The sequence below is a fragment of the Acinetobacter sp. BZX-2 genome (assembly GCF_055179795.1).
Map to the genome: position 1 here is coordinate 464,509 of NZ_CM143686.1, position 15,979 is coordinate 480,487.

Consider the following 15,979-nt stretch of genomic DNA (forward strand, 5'->3'; position numbering starts at 1 on the left):
CTTTGAGAAAAAACCGAGCTTGAATAGCACGAAAATCTGATCATTCCCAATAAATCGGATGCTTTTGTCTTAGGACAGTTCAGAAAGCCAATTTTGAGGTTTGAGATAGTATTCGACTAAACGTTTTTCAGGGCTATTGTCATCCCATTCAGGACGATATGACCACGCTGCAAGTGGTGGCATACTCACTAGAATCGATTCAATACGTCCACCTGTTTGTAGGCCAAACAAGGTGCCACGGTCATAAACCAAATTGTATTCAACATAGCGGCCACGGCGGTACAACTGGAAGTCTCGTTGAGCTTGAGTATGCGGTTTATTCTGATTTTTTTGAAAAATTGGTGTGATGGCTTGTAAATAACCATTTCCGACCGCTTGCATATATTCAAAACATTTTTCAAAGTCCCATTGATTTAGGTCATCAAAAAATAATCCACCTACACCACGTTGTTCATCACGATGTTTTAAATAGAAATAATCATCACACCATTGTTTATGTTTTGCATAAATGTCTTCACCAAAGGGTGCACAAAGATCAGAAGCTGTTTGATGCCATGCCAAGACATCTTCATCATTTGGATAAAAAGGTGTGAGGTCGAAACCACCACCAAACCACCAAATCGGATCTTGTCCTTCAGGTTCAGCAACAAATAAACGAACATTGGCATGCGAGGTTGGCACATTGGGATTACGTGGATGAATCACTAAAGAAACACCCATTGCTTGTGCTTTCGCTCCAGCAATATTGGGATGGCGTTCAGTCGCTGAAGCAGGTAATTTAGAAATATTAATGTGAGAAAACATCACACCACCTTTTTCGATCACCGTGCCGTTTTGTAAGACACGCGAGCGACCACCACCACCTTCGGGGCGTTGCCAGTCATCGATTTCAAAAGTTGCAGTACCACCACCTAATTTTTCTTGTTGTTCTAAGGTTGAACAAATACGTGCTTGTAAATCGACAAGAAATTCACGAACTCGTTGAATATCTGCTGAAGTCGGGTTCTGCATGACAATTCTCTAAATAGGGGCAGGGAAGGCTATATACATCAAAACATAAATTGATAAAAAAATTAAGTGGATTGCTTAAAAGTGGTGGTGTACACGACAACAAATTGAAAATCTATTTCAAAATTTTGAAAATGCCGTTGGAATTCCGATCATTTCGCTAGGTTGAATTCAAACGATAAGCTCAGCACAATAGCTTCATAAGGAATCATTTATTTGATTGCTGATATTTGATTGCTGAAGAAAAACGGATGCTAGTTGAGCCTTAAGTCATGAATATGAGTTGTTCCCTCATACAGAAATACAATGTTGCTGGTCCTCGTTATACCAGTTATCCAACAGTTCCTTATTGGGATGAAGCCTCATTTTCGGTACAACAATGGAAACAAAGTTTAAAGCGTTCATTTGATGAGTCGAATACGACAGAAGGCATTAGCTTATATATTCATTTACCTTTTTGTGAAAGCTTATGTACTTTTTGTGGCTGCCATAAAAAAGTCACGAAACGCCATGAAGTTGAACAACCTTATATTCAGGCGGTATTAAAAGAATGGGAATTATATTGTCAATTATTGGGGGATATTCCCCAAATTAAAGAAATTCATTTGGGTGGTGGCACACCGACATTTTTTTCAGTTGAGCATTTACAGCAACTGATTCAGGGTATTTTAGCCAAAGCAACTATTGCCGAAGGGCATGAGTTCAGCTTTGAAGGGCATCCGAATAATACCACCCAAGCACATTTACAAGCCTTGTATGATCTCGGTTTTCGCCGTGTCAGCTATGGTGTGCAGGATTATAATGAGAAAGTACAGAAGGCTATTCATCGTATCCAACCTTTTGAAAATGTAGAGAATGTGACCAAGTGGGCGAGAGAGGTTGGTTATGAATCCATTTCACATGATTTGGTTTTTGGGTTGCCATTTCAAAGCTTGGAAGATGTGTTAAATACTATTGATTTAACCAACAGTTTATTGCCTGATCGTTTGGCTTTTTATAGCTATGCACATGTGCCTTGGATCAAGGGCAATGGTCAACGTGGTTTCAAAGACCATGATGTTCCAAAGGATGACGTGAAGCGTGCCTTATATGAAGCAGGTAAAAACAAACTTTTAGCGCATGGTTATCATGAGATTGGTATGGATCATTTTGCTTTAGATCGTGATGGGATGTATCAGTCATTTAAAGCGGGTACTTTACATCGTAATTTTATGGGCTATACCTCGTCTAAAACCCAAGTAATGATTGGTTTGGGGGTGTCTTCGATTAGTGATAGTTGGTATAGCTTTGCTCAAAATGAAAAGGTCTTAGAGGATTATTATGCTCGCCTTGAAAATAATGAAATTCCTGTTTTTAAAGGGCATGTTTTAGATGCAGAAGATTTAAAAATCCGTCAGCATATTTTAAATTTGATGTGTACTTTTGAAACATCTTGGAAAGAACCAAGTATGGATTTTCCTGAGCGTGCTGAAGTGATTCAACAGTTGGTTGAGATGCAACAGGATGGTTTATTGCAAATTGAAAAGGATCGTATTGTGATTACAGAACAGGGCAAACCTTTTGTTCGTAATATTTGTATGGCCTTTGATTTGCGATTAAAGCGTAAAAAACCTGAAACACAGATTTTCTCGATGACAGTTTGATTGTATTTTTGGCTGTAGTGAATTCAATTTACTCAGTTGAAGCCCCCTCCTTTGGAAAAGGAGGGTTGGGGAGGATTTAATATTTTCAGATCATTTATTTTTAAACTGTATCGCTCTTTTATTCTCAAAAATCATCTTTTTTATACATATGTGACATACGCTCATGCTTGGTTTTTAAATAATCTTCATTGAATTTATTCAAGCCAACAGTCAAAGGAACACGATCAACAACATCAATACCTAAATCAGTTAAAGCCTTTAATTTTAAAGGATTATTGGTAATAAGCTTGACTTGTTTAACCTGTAATTGATCGAGCATAATCGTACACATATCATAGGTACGTGCATCAGCAGGTAAGTTTAATAATAAATTGGCATCTACAGTATCATGCCCTTGATCTTGCAATGCATAAGCACGGATTTTATTGGTCAAACCAATACCACGCCCTTCTTGACGTAGATACAAAATCACACCTTGACCTGCATCATTCATCATTTTCATGGTGTCGTGTAATTGTGGGCCACAATCACATTTTAACGAACCGAAGGCATCTCCCGTTAGACATTCTGAATGAATACGGACCAGTACAGGTTCTGTAGGGGCAGTTTCCAAACCTTTGGAAAGTGCAACATGCTCTTCACCTGTTTGAGGATCCTGAAATACAGAAATTTTAAACTCACCGTAAGCGGTTGGTAAATTTGAAGTGGCAACAAACGCTATTGACACAGAACCTTCCAATATTTGTTTAGAAATTGGTTAGAGTATAGCGTAATGATCGGGCATTGGTAGAATTGTAAAACAAGTTTTTAAGGATAAGTTTGCTTTAAAAATTTCTTTTTTGTATAAAGCGAACGATAATAGTTGATATATAGATAGATTATTCAGGATAATCTATGCCAAGAGCACACATGTGGCATTGAATATTGTTCAGTGACGCATCGTTATAAATGTGGCTGATTGAATGTGATATGATTCGATTTCACAATCATGCTAACCCGTGTACCTAGCTTAGATTTGCCAGGCTTTAGAAGGCTTTGCCACATATGTTGTATACCGAAATACCTAGTCAACGTCCTGTTACGCCATTGTTGGATGGTATCAATCATCCTCAACAATTACGTCAACTCGAGCAAAGCCAATTGGCACAAGTCGCAGATGAGTTGCGTCAATTTATTTTGTATGCTGCTGGACAAAGTGGCGGGCATTTTGGTGCAAACCTTGGCGTTATCGAACTTACTGTTGCATTACATTATTGTTTTAATACACCTGATGATCGCTTGGTTTGGGATGTGGGTCATCAAGCTTATCCGCATAAAGCCTTAACAGGTCGCCGTGAGCAATTGACAACAATTCGTTCAAAAAATGGTTTAGCTGCTTTTCCTGCACGGGAAGAATCTGAATTTGATACCTTTGGCGTTGGTCATTCTTCTACTGCGATTTCAGCAGGTTTAGGTATGGCATTGGCACGTCGTTATCAACAAAACCCATGCGATGTTGTGGCAATTGTGGGTGATGGTGCAATGACCGCGGGTATGGCTTTTGAGGCAATGAATGACGCAGTTGCGCATGATGCCGATTTGATGGTCGTACTGAATGACAATGATATGTCTATTTCATGCAGTACAGGTGGTTTTGCTAAACATTTGGCTTCGATTTGGGAGCAAGGACAGTTCGTTAATATTGATGAACAAGGTCAAGCTTTTATTCAAGATCATCCTGAGTGGAATTACAACTCACGGTTACATCAATCTGCAACGGATGCTGCGGATAATTTATTTAAAGCCATTGGTTTTGACTATTTTGGCCCGTTTGACGGACATGATGTTGAGCAATTGGTACAAGTATTCAATGCGCTTAAAAAGCGTAAAGGGCCACGCCTGATTCATATCTATACGGTGAAGGGTAAGGGTTTTGCACCTGCTGAAGCAGATCAAATTAAATATCATGCGATTAGCAAATTAAATACTGCACCTACAAAAGCTGAACCTATCAAAACAGCGCCGAAATACTCAGATGTATTTGGGCAATGGCTATGTGATGAAGCCGCACTCGATAATAAGTTGTTAGCCATTACCCCAGCCATGTGCGAAGGTTCTGGAATGGTACAATTTGCAAAACAATACCCTGAACGCTACTTTGATGTTGCTATTGCAGAACAGCATGCGGTGACCTTAGCGGCAGGTATGGCATGTGAAGGCTTAAAACCTGTTGTTGCAATATATTCAACATTCTTACAACGTGGTTATGATCAACTCATTCACGATGTTGCTTTACAAAATCTAGATGTGACTTTTGGTATTGATCGTGCAGGTTTAGTGGGTGAAGATGGCCCAACACATGCGGGTGCATACGATTATGCATTTATGCGAACCGTACCAAATATGGTGATCATGGCGCCTAAAGATGAAAATGAATGTCGTCAAATGTTACACACGGCTTATTTGCATAAAGGGCCAACAGCTGTACGTTACCCACGTGGCAATGGCTTAGGTGTGGAAATTCAACAACAGCTGACTGAACTTGAAATGGGTAAGGCTGAGTTATTGTTAGAGTTGAATATTGAACATGATGAAAGCATTACAATTTTAGCCTTTGGTAGCCGTGTTCAACCTGCATTAGATGCTGCAAAACAACTTGCTTCACAGCTTGATATTGCGATTCGGGTGGTGAATATGCGCTTTGTAAAACCACTTGATGAGCAAATGATTGGGGATTTAGCCGATCGAACCAGTCTATTTGTTACCGTTGAAGAACATGCTGTTATGGCGGGTGCGGGCAGTGCTGTAAATGAATTTCTTGCACAGGCTCAAATTGTAAAACCTATTTTAAATTTGGGTTTAGCTGATGAGTTTTTAGCTCAAGCAAGTCATGCTGAAATGCTAAGAGATTGTGGATTGGATGCAGATGGTATTCAAAATTCAATCGAACAAGCGTGGTTGAAACTTGTTCAGACGGTTTAATTGACTGTAAAAATTCAAATTGTAAAATTTTAGAAACAAAATTTCCCTAAAAGCCTCAATATTTGCTAAAATGTTGGGGCTTTTATGCATTATTCTTTATCAGTATCTTCAAATTTGTAGTGGGTGTTCAATGGAACCTATGGTGGTGATGGCTGCGCGTGCGGCTCAATTAGTTGGTCAAGAGCTTTTAAAAGCGCATCAAAATCGTCATAAACTCGATCTGCAAGTCGAAGAAAAAGGTATTGATGGTCCTGTGACTCGTGTAGATCGTTACATTGAGCAGTTAACTATTGATACGCTTCGTAAAAGTTATAAAAATCACAGCTTCCTTGGTGAAGAATTTGGACTACAAGAAGGTAAAGGTCACGACGCTGATTGGTGTTGGGTGATTGATCCGCTTGATGGTACGTTAAACTTTATCAATGGTTTCCCTCATTTCTGTGTCTCTATTGCTGTTCAACATAAAGGTGTAACTCAACACGGTGTTATTTATGACCCTGTGAAAGATGAGCTATTCTCTGCCAGCCGCGGTCGTGGCGCAATGTTGAATCAACGCCGTATTCGAGTAAATGTTAAAGATAGCCTTGAAAATACGTTTATGGCTGTAGGTCATGCTTACCGTGCAAAACGTAATGGTGAAATTGTTTCTTATGCAAAAAACCATTTTGACTCATTGTTAAATGTGACAGAAGCGGGTGCGCAATACCGTCGTTCTGGTTCAGCAGCATTGGATTTAGCGTATGTTGCAGCAGGACGTTTTGACGCTTATTTTGAACTGGGTTTAAAACCTTGGGATATCGCAGCTGGTGAACTCATTGTAAAAGAAGCGGGCGGTACTGTGGTTGACGCACGTGGTGGTTCTGAGTCAATGGAAAATGGTCAAGTGATTGCATGTTCTATGAAAATGTTAAAACCATTGATGCAAGCCGTTGTTCCTGCTTGGGGTGAAGCTGCGAAGTAATTTATAATTTCAGCAGATTAAGTTTTAAAAAGCCTTCATGTGAATGAGGGCTTTTTTATGTTTATTTGATTTGCTTGTCTCGTCCAAGATAAGTTTGATTGAGTTCAATATCGTGCAGGTCTTTTTCACGTGCATAGCTTTGCTTAAATTCAATGAGAGAATGTAGGTCAATAAATCGGATGTGATCAAAAACATCAGCATGCTTGATGAGCCAAGAGGTCTCTTTTGAAAAAAATTGAGTATTAACATCCAAATAAATTTCTATAAAATCATTATATAATTTAGGCTTCCCGTCGGGTCGCTTTTTAAATAACCAATTTTTTTGTTTGAGTTCTTCAAATAATCGCGCTGTGACAACAATATCGATATCATTGGTATCTCGAATTTCACGAACGGTCAACGCTCCACCCCCGGCAATTAAAAATTCATTTTCTGGAAATTCTAATTTATGTATTTCTATGAGTAGTTGTTGTTTATTCATTTGGGTCTCAATAGTTGTTTTTGTAAGGTTGATAATGAATATACTTTTATCAATGAGTAAATTAAAAGGTCTCAATTTTTAAAGCAAGCCTCTGAATTTCTAAGAGTAAAAATGAGTATGATCAATTAATTTTGAAAATCCCTTCTCCCTCGGGGAGAAGGTTAGGATGAGGGGAATTCTTCATATAAATCCTCTCCCTCTTGCGCGTAATAACGCTCATCCTTTATAAAGGAGAGGGAACTCCCATTATGAATTAATTTTTTCACAAGCTAACATACGTAAGAAGTCTATTTATTCCAATCTCGGTCATATCTTTTTATTTATAAATACTCTACTTTATTCATTAGTAAAATAATTTGATTTATTTTTATAATCAAAATATTGAATTTTAATAAGATAAATTTTTAGTTTGGATGGTTTTTTGAAAATATTTATATAAAACACTAAAACTTAGTGACATTATTAAAAATTCTGCTATACTCCGCCCACGCACTAAATTTCGTTCATTACCTGAACATTTCTCTTCTATATTGTGTATGCGCGTCCGGTCCAAAGAGAGGACATTATTTCGCGCCCCACCCAATCGCTTAAGCGATTCCTTCAGGTTGCGGCTGTAATCAAATGTGCGTTATACGCATCGTCGTTCTCGGATCGCCGCTGATTCTATATTTTCAGCGATTATTGCTGTGCCGCTTTTTGCCGATGTCCATCAGACCATATATTAATGGAGCACCCACATTAGGGTGAATATCTCTATGAGCAAAACTTTTGCTGAATTTTCTTTAGACGAATCACTACAGAAAGCACTTGAATCACTTGGCTTTACTACGCCTACTCCCGTTCAAGAACAATCTATTCCTGCGGCTTTAGAAGGTAAAGACCTTCTTGTATCTAGCCAAACAGGTTCTGGTAAAACTGCTGCATTCTTACTTCCAACGTTAAACGCTTTAGCTGGTCAAGAAACTTTTGTACCTTTTAAAGAACGTATGAAAGCGGTAACTCAACCAAACATTTTAGTTATTTCACCAACTCGTGAACTTGCACAACAAGTATGTCAAGATGCAATTGCATTTGTACGCCATATGAAAGGTGTACGTGTTGCTGCAATCATGGGTGGTATGCCTTTTGGTAAACAAATCCAACAATTAAAAGGTGCACAAGTTGTTGTTGCGACTCCAGGTCGTTTACTTGATCTTGTAAACCGTCGTCAAATCAAACTTGATTTAGTTGATGCTTTGATTGTTGATGAAGCTGACCGTATGCTTGATCTAGGTTTCTCTGAAGACTTAGAAGCGATCAGTGATTTAGCATTAAACCGTAAACAAACATTAATGTTCTCTGCAACATTTGCTCCACGTATTATTAATCTTGCTGAACGCATGATGAATGATCCACAACGTATTGCAATTGAAACAGGTCATTCTACAAATACTGACATTACCCAAACTTTACATTGGACTGATGGTTTTGAGCATAAGAAAAAATTGCTTACGCATTGGTTAAGTGAAGAAGATGTAGATCAGGCTGTTGTATTTGCTTCAACTCAAGAAGATACAGATATGCTTGCTGAAGAGCTTGCAGAAGCAGGTCTTTCAGTTGTAGCACTTCATGGTGCTATGCCACAAACTGTACGTAACCGTCGTTTACGCAGCATTCGTGAAGGCCGTGCAAAAATCCTTGTTGCTACAGACGTAGCAGCTCGTGGTCTTGACGTACCAACGATTTCTCACGTAATTAACTTCGGTCTTCCTATGAAGAATGAAGATTATGTACACCGTATTGGTCGTACAGGTCGTGCGGGCCGTACTGGTAAAGCAATTACTTTAGCGACTTATCGTGAACGCGGTAAAATCCGTGCTTTAGAAGATTATTTAGATGCGCGTTTAAGCGTTTCTGAAATTGAAGGTTTAGAGCCGTCTCCACCTCCAGCTCGTGGTGGTCGTGATGGTGGCGGCCGTGGTCGTAATGGCGGTGGTCGTGGTCGCGATGGCGGTCGTGGCGGTTTCGGTGGTGGTCGTCGTTTTGAAGGTGAATCAAACTTCAAACGCCGTGAAGGTGGTGATGACCGTCCACGTCGCAGCTATGATGACAAGCCTCGTGGTGACCGTCCATCTTATGGTGATGACCGTCCTAAGCGTGACTTTGGTGATCGTCCACCACGCCGTGAAGGTGGTTATGGCGACCGTCCACAACGTTCTTTTGGTGGCGAAGATCGTCCTAAGCGTGATTTCGGTGATCGTCCAGCACGTCGTGAAGGTGGTTTTGAAGACCGTCCTAAACGTTCGTTCGGTGGTGAAGATCGTCCACGTCGCGAGTTCAACAATGATCGCCCACGTCGTGAAGGTGGTTTTAACGACAAGCCGCGTTTTAACTCAAATGATGACAACCGTGGTAATAGCGTAGACTATAAACCACGTCGCGAAGGTAGCTTCGGTGATCGTCCAAAACGTGATTTTGGTGACCGTCCAGCACGTCGTGAAGGTGGTTTTGGTGATCGCCCACAACGTTCTTTTGGCGATGATCGTCCAAAACGTACTTTTGGAGAAGATCGTCCTAAGCGTACTTTTGGTGGTGAAGACCGTCCTAAGCGCACATTTGGCGGCGAAGATCGTCCAAAGCGTGAGTTTAACGCTGACCGCCCACGTCGTAAATTTAACGATTAATTCAATAAAATGAAATAAAAACCAGTCTTCGGACTGGTTTTTTATTGCAAGTTCAAAAATATTTGTTAAAATAAAAATGTGTAATTGATCAAACTTTTAAGCTAAATAGAGAAATATGAGTTATAAAAACATGAATTCACATCAGGAAAATTTAACGCTTGGCGTGGTGATGTCATACATCTTTTCGATTTTGGTCGTCTCTAACATTGGCTACTTAATCTATGGCTTAATCTCGGGTTAAGTGTTTTTGTTATTTGAGCTAAAAAAATATAAAAGAAAAACTATAAAACAATAACTTTATGATCCTATAAGTAATGAATTTCATCTATTCCATTATCTTTTAATTACATAAATATACGTATTTAAGAGTATAGTATGTGGGCTGATAAATGCAGGAAAATGTTCAGCTATGAATAAGCAAAATCATGCCGAAACAGAAGCTTTAATTGAGGTTGAGAATTTAAGCTTTAACAGAGGTGAACGCATTATTTATGATAATGTGAATTTACAGATTCGTCGTGGACAGATTACCGCAATTATGGGGCCATCTGGAACAGGTAAAACAACCTTACTACGATTGATTGGTGGTCAACTCACTCCAGACGCTGGTCAAGTGATGCTTGATGGCAAAAATATAGCGTCGATGTCACGTAGTGAATTGTTTGCAGCTCGTGCCCGTATGGGAATGTTATTTCAAAGCGGTGCATTATTTACAGACATGTCTGTTTATGAAAATGTGGCATTTCCGATTCGTGCGCATACCAAACTACCTGAAAATTTAATTGCAGAACTGGTGGCTTTAAAACTGGAGTCTGTTGGGTTACGTGGTGCTGAAAAATTAATGCCAGCTGAGCTTTCTGGTGGTATGAATCGACGTGTTGCATTGGCTAGAGCGATTGCCTTAGATCCAGATTTAATCATGTATGATGAGCCATTTGCAGGTCAAGATCCAATTGTGATGGGAGTCTTATCTCGCTTAATTCGTTCATTACGTGAAGCTTTAGATTTGACAACAATTATTGTATCGCATGATGTTGATGAAACACTTTCAATTGCTGATTACATCTACGTGGTTGCAGAAGGTAAAGTTCAGGGTGAGGGTACACCTGAACAATTAAGAAACCATGCATCGCCATTTGTTCGTCAGTTTTTAACAGGTTCTATAGAAGGTCCTGTAGATTATCAATTTAGTCATCAAGCCTATTTAACAAATGAGGTTGGTTCATGAATGCTATTGCCTCATTAGGTAGACGCGTTCTAGAGCGTGTTCAGGGAATTGGCGTTGCGACAACAATGTTGCTTCGTATTTTATTTTCAATGCCTACGATTTTAGGCGTGAAATTGTTTATATATCAAATGTATCGAGTTGGTGTGTTATCACTACTAATCATTGCGGTGTCTGGATTGTTTATTGGTGCAGTACTCGGACTACAGATGTATAACATTTTGGTCACGTTTGGTAGTGAAGCCATGTTAGGCGCAGCAGTTGCTTTAACATTATTACGAGAACTTGCGCCTGTAGTTGCAGCGTTACTTTTCGCTGGTCGAGCTGGATCAGCCTTAACTGCTGAAATTGGTTTAATGAAAGCCACTGAGCAACTTTCCAGCATGGAAATGATAGGTGTTGATCCATTAAAACGTGTGGTTTCACCACGCTTATGGGCGGGCATTATTAGTTTACCGATGCTATCTGTGATTTTTGCTGCTATTGGTATTATGGGCGGTAAAATGGTTGGTGTTGATTTTCTTGGCGCTGACGAAGGTTCTTATTGGAGTGGTATTCTCAGCAGTACACAGTTTATGAAAGATGTACTGAATGGGACGATCATTAAAAGTTTTGTTTTTGCTTTAATTTGTACTTGGATTGCGGTGTATCAAGGCTATGCCTGTGAACCGACATCTGAAGGTATCGCAACATCTACGACACGTACTGTTGTGTATTCATCGTTATGTGTTTTAGGTTTTGATTTCGTGTTGACTGCGGTCATGTTCGGAGGTGTTTAATGAAATCACGTACAAGTGAGCTGGCCGTAGGTATTTTTGTCATCATTTTCGGTATTGCTTTATTTTTCTTGGCAATGAAAGTGAGTGGATTGGTCGGTACGAATCTTAAAGACAGCTATGAAATGTCTGCGACCTTTGACAATGTCAATGGTTTGAAACCGCGTGCTAAAGTGACCATGAGTGGCGTGAAAATTGGACAAGTTGAATCGATTACACTTGATCCAGTAACACGCCAAGCAACGGTTCACTTTGATTTAGATGGTTCTTTGACTTCTTTTAATGCAGAACAGTTGAAGAAAGTAAAAGAGAATACTTTGGGTGATTTGCGTTACAGTGCGGATTATCAAGCGGCAACACCTCAGAAACAAAAAGAAATGGAACAGCAACTGTTGGGTAACATGAAATCCATCACCAATATTGATGAAGATGCTTACATAATGGTTGCTACAAATGGTCTTTTGGGCGAGAAGTATTTAAAAATTGTACCAGGTGGTGGAATCAGTTACATCAAGCGTGGTGAGAGTATTGCCAATACTCAAGGTACAATGGATCTTGAAGACTTAATTACCAAATTTATTACGGGTGGCGCAGGAAAATCATCTTCTGATTCTTCAAAAACTCAAGATGAAGCTGCAACGACCGAAGCAACTGATGCTCAGACATCATTTGTCGAATAAGCATTAGAGGAGTGATTTAAATGAATATGCTTTTTAAACAAACTTTCGCTGCAAGTGTATTGGCAACAATGGTTGTAACAGCAGCTCAAGCTGCGCCAGCAGAAGCACCACCAGTATTTGTTAAGCGTGTAGCAGATGGTTTAATTGGCCGTTTAAAAGCTGATCAAGGTAAATTACAAAATCCTGCAACGATCAAAGCCATTGTACGTCAAAATCTTGACCCTTATGTAGATGGTCAGGCATTTACTCGTATTGTCATGGGTACTTATGCAAATGCAAGTACACCTGCACAACGTGCTCAGTTTGAACAAAACTTCCGTAATACTTTGATTGAAAATTATGGCTCTGCTTTTGCAAAGTATTCAAGCCAGACTTATACAATGCGCCCGTATAAAGCGACCAATAGTAAATTTCCTGTAGTTACGATTGACTTTAATAACAAAGGCGAGAAGATTCCTGTATCTTTCCAATTGTCTGATGTAGGCAACCAATGGAAAGTACGTAATTTGAATGTATCAGGTATCGATTTAGGTCTACAGTTCCGTAACCAGTTTGCTGCTAACGTACAGCGTAATGGCGGTAATATTGACAAAGCAATTGCGACATTTAAACCTGATGCAGATGCTGCGGTAAACAAAAAATAAGATAACTGGATAGGTGACAGTGAATGATTGAGTTTAGAGATCAGGAATTACATGTGAGCGGTAAGATTGCTTATGAGAATGCTGAAAACTATTATTTAAATGGTTTAAAGGTCATTCGAAATGAAAAGAATTTCCCAATCACTGTAAATCTGGCTCAGCTTGAAAATGGTAGTACCTTGGCTTTATCTGTATTGGTGCAATGGTTGCGTCATACTCCAAATACGCAAGGTCTACAATTTAAAGCCGTTCCTGAAAAGATGATGAAAATCATTCAAGCCTGTCATTTACAAGATGATTTAAAAATCATATAAATCATTGATGTAGAAAAAAGAAAGCACCTAAGGGTGCTTTTTTTTATATCTGTCAAATTTTGAAATTAGCAATATTCAATATATGCAAAAATACTCAGACACGATTGTAGATGTGGTGCGTTTCTTGCGCTTTGCTTTGAAGCAGTACTTCAAAACCTTGCTCATTAAATCCATTTTTTCCATCTAAAGTAAACCAGTGGCCCAACAAAGAATGCAATAAGTATGGTAATCACAATATAAAAACTGGTTGTACCATGTGCAAAAGGCAATACTTCGGTATTCATGCCATAGATACTGGCAATTAACATTGGCGGCGCAAGCATACTAGGTAAAATAGAGAATCGACGAATCGTATCGTTCTGTTCGGTGTTAATAAACCCAGAGGTTGTATCCAATAAGAATCGAACCTTTTGGAATAAGAATGCATCGTGTTCTACAAGTGAACGTACATCTTCACTGAGCTCTCGAATATCTGCATCGTAGATATGACTTCCCAAAGCACGTGGGCGTGATAGGAATGTTAAAACACGACGTAAATCAATTAAACACAGTTGTGCTTTTCCTAGAACATCTTCCTTTTGCGCTAAACGGGTAATCATGTCATCTAAGTCTAGAATCATTTCACGATGGCGAACGTTCAGCACTTCTGTTGAGTACAATTCCAAGTCCTTGTGGATATCTTCCAAGATATCCGCAAGCTCATCCAGTTTTGCTTCAAGTAGACCTAAAAGAATCCATGTGGGGTCTTTATATTCAATATCGTAGTCATTGCGTCGAGCACGTGCTCGAAAGGCACGGAAAGCAACCAGTTTTTCACCACGAAGTGTGAATAAGCGTTCTTTATGTAAAATGAATGCAACAGTTTGCACGGTTGCCAACATATTTGAAGAATCTTCAGCGTCGCCTTCAACTTGATAGTTTTTATTTTTCGTTAAAAAATACGTACTGATATGTAAAATACCATCATCATCACGGTAAAATCGTGCAGATGAGGAAATGTCTTCTAGAGATTTGAGGGTTGGTAAGTTTTGCTCATAAGCATCCAATACCCACTCTTGTTCTTCTTGTGAAGGTGCAATGAGATCAATCCACACCAACTCTGGGTGTAGGTCAAATCCTCCATTAATAGTTGCATCTTCCAAGCTACCGCGCTCAGTGGCGTAAAAGGCTTCAAGCATAGTGTCTTTTCTCCCTTGCGCTGTAGTGTTCAATCGATGTGTGTATTTTAGACAAGGATTTCAGGAAAAACACTGATTACATCGTTCTTTTGCAAAAAAAATCTTAATTGGTCGTGTGTCACTGTAGCATGACAAAATTAAAATTAGGTTAAATTTATGAATTCTATTGCTATTTTTTGTGGTTCTTCTTTAGGTTCAGATCCAATCTTTGCCGATATCGCTCAACTGACTGGTGAAACTATCGCCAAACAAGGCAAAACCTTGGTTTATGGTGGTGGTCGTTCTGGCTTAATGGGCATTGTTGCAGACAGTGCATTGGCTGCAGGTGGTCAAGTTTTAGGTGTAATTCCTCAAGGTCTGGTCGATCGTGAGCTGGCTCATCCTGATTTAACGGAATTGTATATTGTCAAAAATATGCATGAACGAAAAACTAAAATGTCAGAGTTGTCTGATGGATTCATCGCTTTGCCCGGCGGTGCAGGGACGATAGAAGAGATTTTTGAACAATGGACTTGGGCGCAATTGGGTATTCACTTGAAGCCGTGTGCATTTTTAAATGTTGACGGTTTTTATGATGATTTGCTTAAATTTATTCAACTCACTACGGATAAAGGTTTCTCTAAGGCACGTTTTACCGATCAACTGATTCATTCTGCATCTATTGAAGAGATTTTAAATAGATTTGAAAATTATCAAGCGCCTGAACCGAAATGGGGCGTCAAAGATCGCGAAGAATTGGTCAAGTTAGATCAAGTGGATCAGAAGTTTGGCTAAATCATCTGAATCTGATATGGATACTTAAGATGAACACTATATATTGTTTTTTATTTTATTAATGGCACAATATGTTGTGTTTGGATTTATTCCTCATAAAATATGAATGTGATTACCGTTGCCGCTGCCGTGATTTTGAATGAACAAAATCAATTGTTATTGGTGAGAAAGAAAAATACTCAATTTTTTATGCAAGTGGGTGGAAAACTTGAAGTGAATGAATTGCCTGAACAGACCATGCTTCGTGAAATCCATGAAGAAATTGGTGTTCAAGCTAAAATTCAACAATTTATTGGTCGTTTTGAAACACAGGCTGCCAATGAAGCCAATCATAAATTGGTGAGTTATATTTACCAAGTTGATTTAGATCAAGTACCTAAAATTGATGCTGAAATTGCTGAGATGAAGTGGATTAACTTAGATGATGATCAGACTTTACTTGCGCCATTAACGAAAGAAGTGGTGATACCGTGGTGTAAGCAAATTTTTGCATAATAGCCCTCTCTCGGTCTCTCCCAGAGGGAGAGAAGTATTTAAAATCCTCTCTCGGTCTCTCCCAGAGGGAGAGAAGTATTTAAAACCCTCTCTCAATCTCTCCCAAAGGGGGAGAAGTATTTAAACCCTCTCTCGGTCTCTCCCAAAGGTAGAGAAGTATTTAAAATCCTCTCTTAGTC

At 39.2% G+C, this 15,979-nt stretch carries 15 protein-coding genes; 11 read left to right on the top strand and 4 right to left on the bottom strand.

Annotation, left to right across the window (positions count from 1 at the left end; all coding sequences use genetic code 11):
- Positions 1 to 69: 69 nt before the first annotated feature.
- Positions 70 to 1,011: an oxygen-dependent coproporphyrinogen oxidase gene (gene hemF / locus ACY45D_RS02095; RefSeq protein ID WP_463108252.1), complete on the bottom strand. Its 942-nt coding sequence runs from the start codon at positions 1,009 to 1,011 to the stop codon at positions 70 to 72.
- 275 nt (positions 1,012 to 1,286) lie between these two features.
- Between hemF and hemN the strand changes: the two genes are divergently transcribed.
- Positions 1,287 to 2,651: an oxygen-independent coproporphyrinogen III oxidase gene (gene hemN, locus ACY45D_RS02100; protein WP_463109403.1), complete on the top strand. Its 1,365-nt coding sequence runs from the start codon at positions 1,287 to 1,289 to the stop codon at positions 2,649 to 2,651.
- 124 nt (positions 2,652 to 2,775) lie between these two features.
- Here the strand turns inward: hemN and ribA are convergent, their stop codons facing one another.
- Positions 2,776 to 3,378: a GTP cyclohydrolase II gene (gene ribA / locus ACY45D_RS02105; RefSeq protein WP_463108253.1), complete on the bottom strand. Its 603-nt coding sequence runs from the start codon at positions 3,376 to 3,378 to the stop codon at positions 2,776 to 2,778.
- 317 nt (positions 3,379 to 3,695) lie between these two features.
- On the opposite strand from ribA, the gene dxs reads away from it, so the two are divergent.
- The gene (gene dxs, locus ACY45D_RS02110) at positions 3,696 to 5,612 is read left to right on the top strand and encodes a 1-deoxy-D-xylulose-5-phosphate synthase (protein ID WP_463108254.1); all 1,917 of its coding nucleotides are present in this window, start codon (positions 3,696 to 3,698) and stop codon (positions 5,610 to 5,612) included.
- A 130-nt stretch (positions 5,613 to 5,742) separates the two neighbouring features.
- Positions 5,743 to 6,573: an inositol monophosphatase family protein gene (locus tag ACY45D_RS02115; protein WP_463108255.1), complete on the top strand. Its 831-nt coding sequence runs from the start codon at positions 5,743 to 5,745 to the stop codon at positions 6,571 to 6,573.
- Between the two features lie 61 nt (positions 6,574 to 6,634).
- Here the strand turns inward: ACY45D_RS02115 and ACY45D_RS02120 are convergent, their stop codons facing one another.
- A complete protein-coding gene (locus ACY45D_RS02120) occupies positions 6,635 to 7,054 on the bottom strand; it encodes a zinc ABC transporter substrate-binding protein (RefSeq protein WP_463108256.1) in 420 nt (139 codons plus the stop codon).
- Positions 7,055 to 7,809: 755 nt separating this feature from the next.
- On the opposite strand from ACY45D_RS02120, the gene ACY45D_RS02125 reads away from it, so the two are divergent.
- From ACY45D_RS02125 to ACY45D_RS02150, 6 genes are all read left to right on the top strand, one after another.
- Positions 7,810 to 9,717, top strand: a complete 1,908-nt coding sequence (locus tag ACY45D_RS02125) for a DEAD/DEAH box helicase (protein WP_463108257.1) — start codon at positions 7,810 to 7,812, stop codon at positions 9,715 to 9,717.
- Positions 9,718 to 10,126: 409 nt separating this feature from the next.
- Positions 10,127 to 10,945, top strand: a complete 819-nt coding sequence (locus tag ACY45D_RS02130; RefSeq protein WP_463108258.1) for an ABC transporter ATP-binding protein — start codon at positions 10,127 to 10,129, stop codon at positions 10,943 to 10,945.
- Positions 10,942 to 11,721, top strand: a complete 780-nt coding sequence (gene mlaE / locus ACY45D_RS02135) for a lipid asymmetry maintenance ABC transporter permease subunit MlaE (RefSeq protein WP_463108259.1) — start codon at positions 10,942 to 10,944, stop codon at positions 11,719 to 11,721. Before ACY45D_RS02130 ends, mlaE begins: the two co-directional genes overlap by 4 nt.
- A complete protein-coding gene (mlaD, locus tag ACY45D_RS02140; protein WP_463108260.1) occupies positions 11,721 to 12,398 on the top strand; it encodes an outer membrane lipid asymmetry maintenance protein MlaD in 678 nt (225 codons plus the stop codon). Before mlaE ends, mlaD begins: the two co-directional genes overlap by 1 nt.
- A gap of 20 nt (positions 12,399 to 12,418) precedes the next feature.
- A complete protein-coding gene (locus tag ACY45D_RS02145) occupies positions 12,419 to 13,042 on the top strand; it encodes an MlaC/ttg2D family ABC transporter substrate-binding protein (protein WP_463108261.1) in 624 nt (207 codons plus the stop codon).
- Between the two features lie 23 nt (positions 13,043 to 13,065).
- A complete protein-coding gene (locus ACY45D_RS02150) occupies positions 13,066 to 13,353 on the top strand; it encodes a toluene tolerance protein (protein ID WP_463108262.1) in 288 nt (95 codons plus the stop codon).
- Positions 13,354 to 13,517: 164 nt separating this feature from the next.
- Here ACY45D_RS02150 and ACY45D_RS02155 read toward each other — a convergent pair whose 3' ends face one another.
- Positions 13,518 to 14,531 carry a CorA family divalent cation transporter gene (locus tag ACY45D_RS02155; RefSeq protein ID WP_463108263.1) on the bottom strand — a complete coding sequence of 338 codons (1,014 nt, stop codon included), beginning with the start codon at positions 14,529 to 14,531 and terminating at the stop codon, positions 13,518 to 13,520.
- A 156-nt stretch (positions 14,532 to 14,687) separates the two neighbouring features.
- On the opposite strand from ACY45D_RS02155, the gene ACY45D_RS02160 reads away from it, so the two are divergent.
- Both ACY45D_RS02160 and ACY45D_RS02165 read left to right on the top strand, forming a co-directional pair.
- Entirely contained in the window at positions 14,688 to 15,305 is a 618-nt protein-coding gene (locus ACY45D_RS02160) for an LOG family protein (protein ID WP_463108264.1), read from the top strand.
- Positions 15,306 to 15,407: 102 nt separating this feature from the next.
- Complete coding sequence (locus ACY45D_RS02165; RefSeq protein WP_463108265.1) at positions 15,408 to 15,800, top strand: NUDIX hydrolase; 393 nt, start codon at positions 15,408 to 15,410, stop codon at positions 15,798 to 15,800.
- Positions 15,801 to 15,979: the final 179 nt, after the last annotated feature.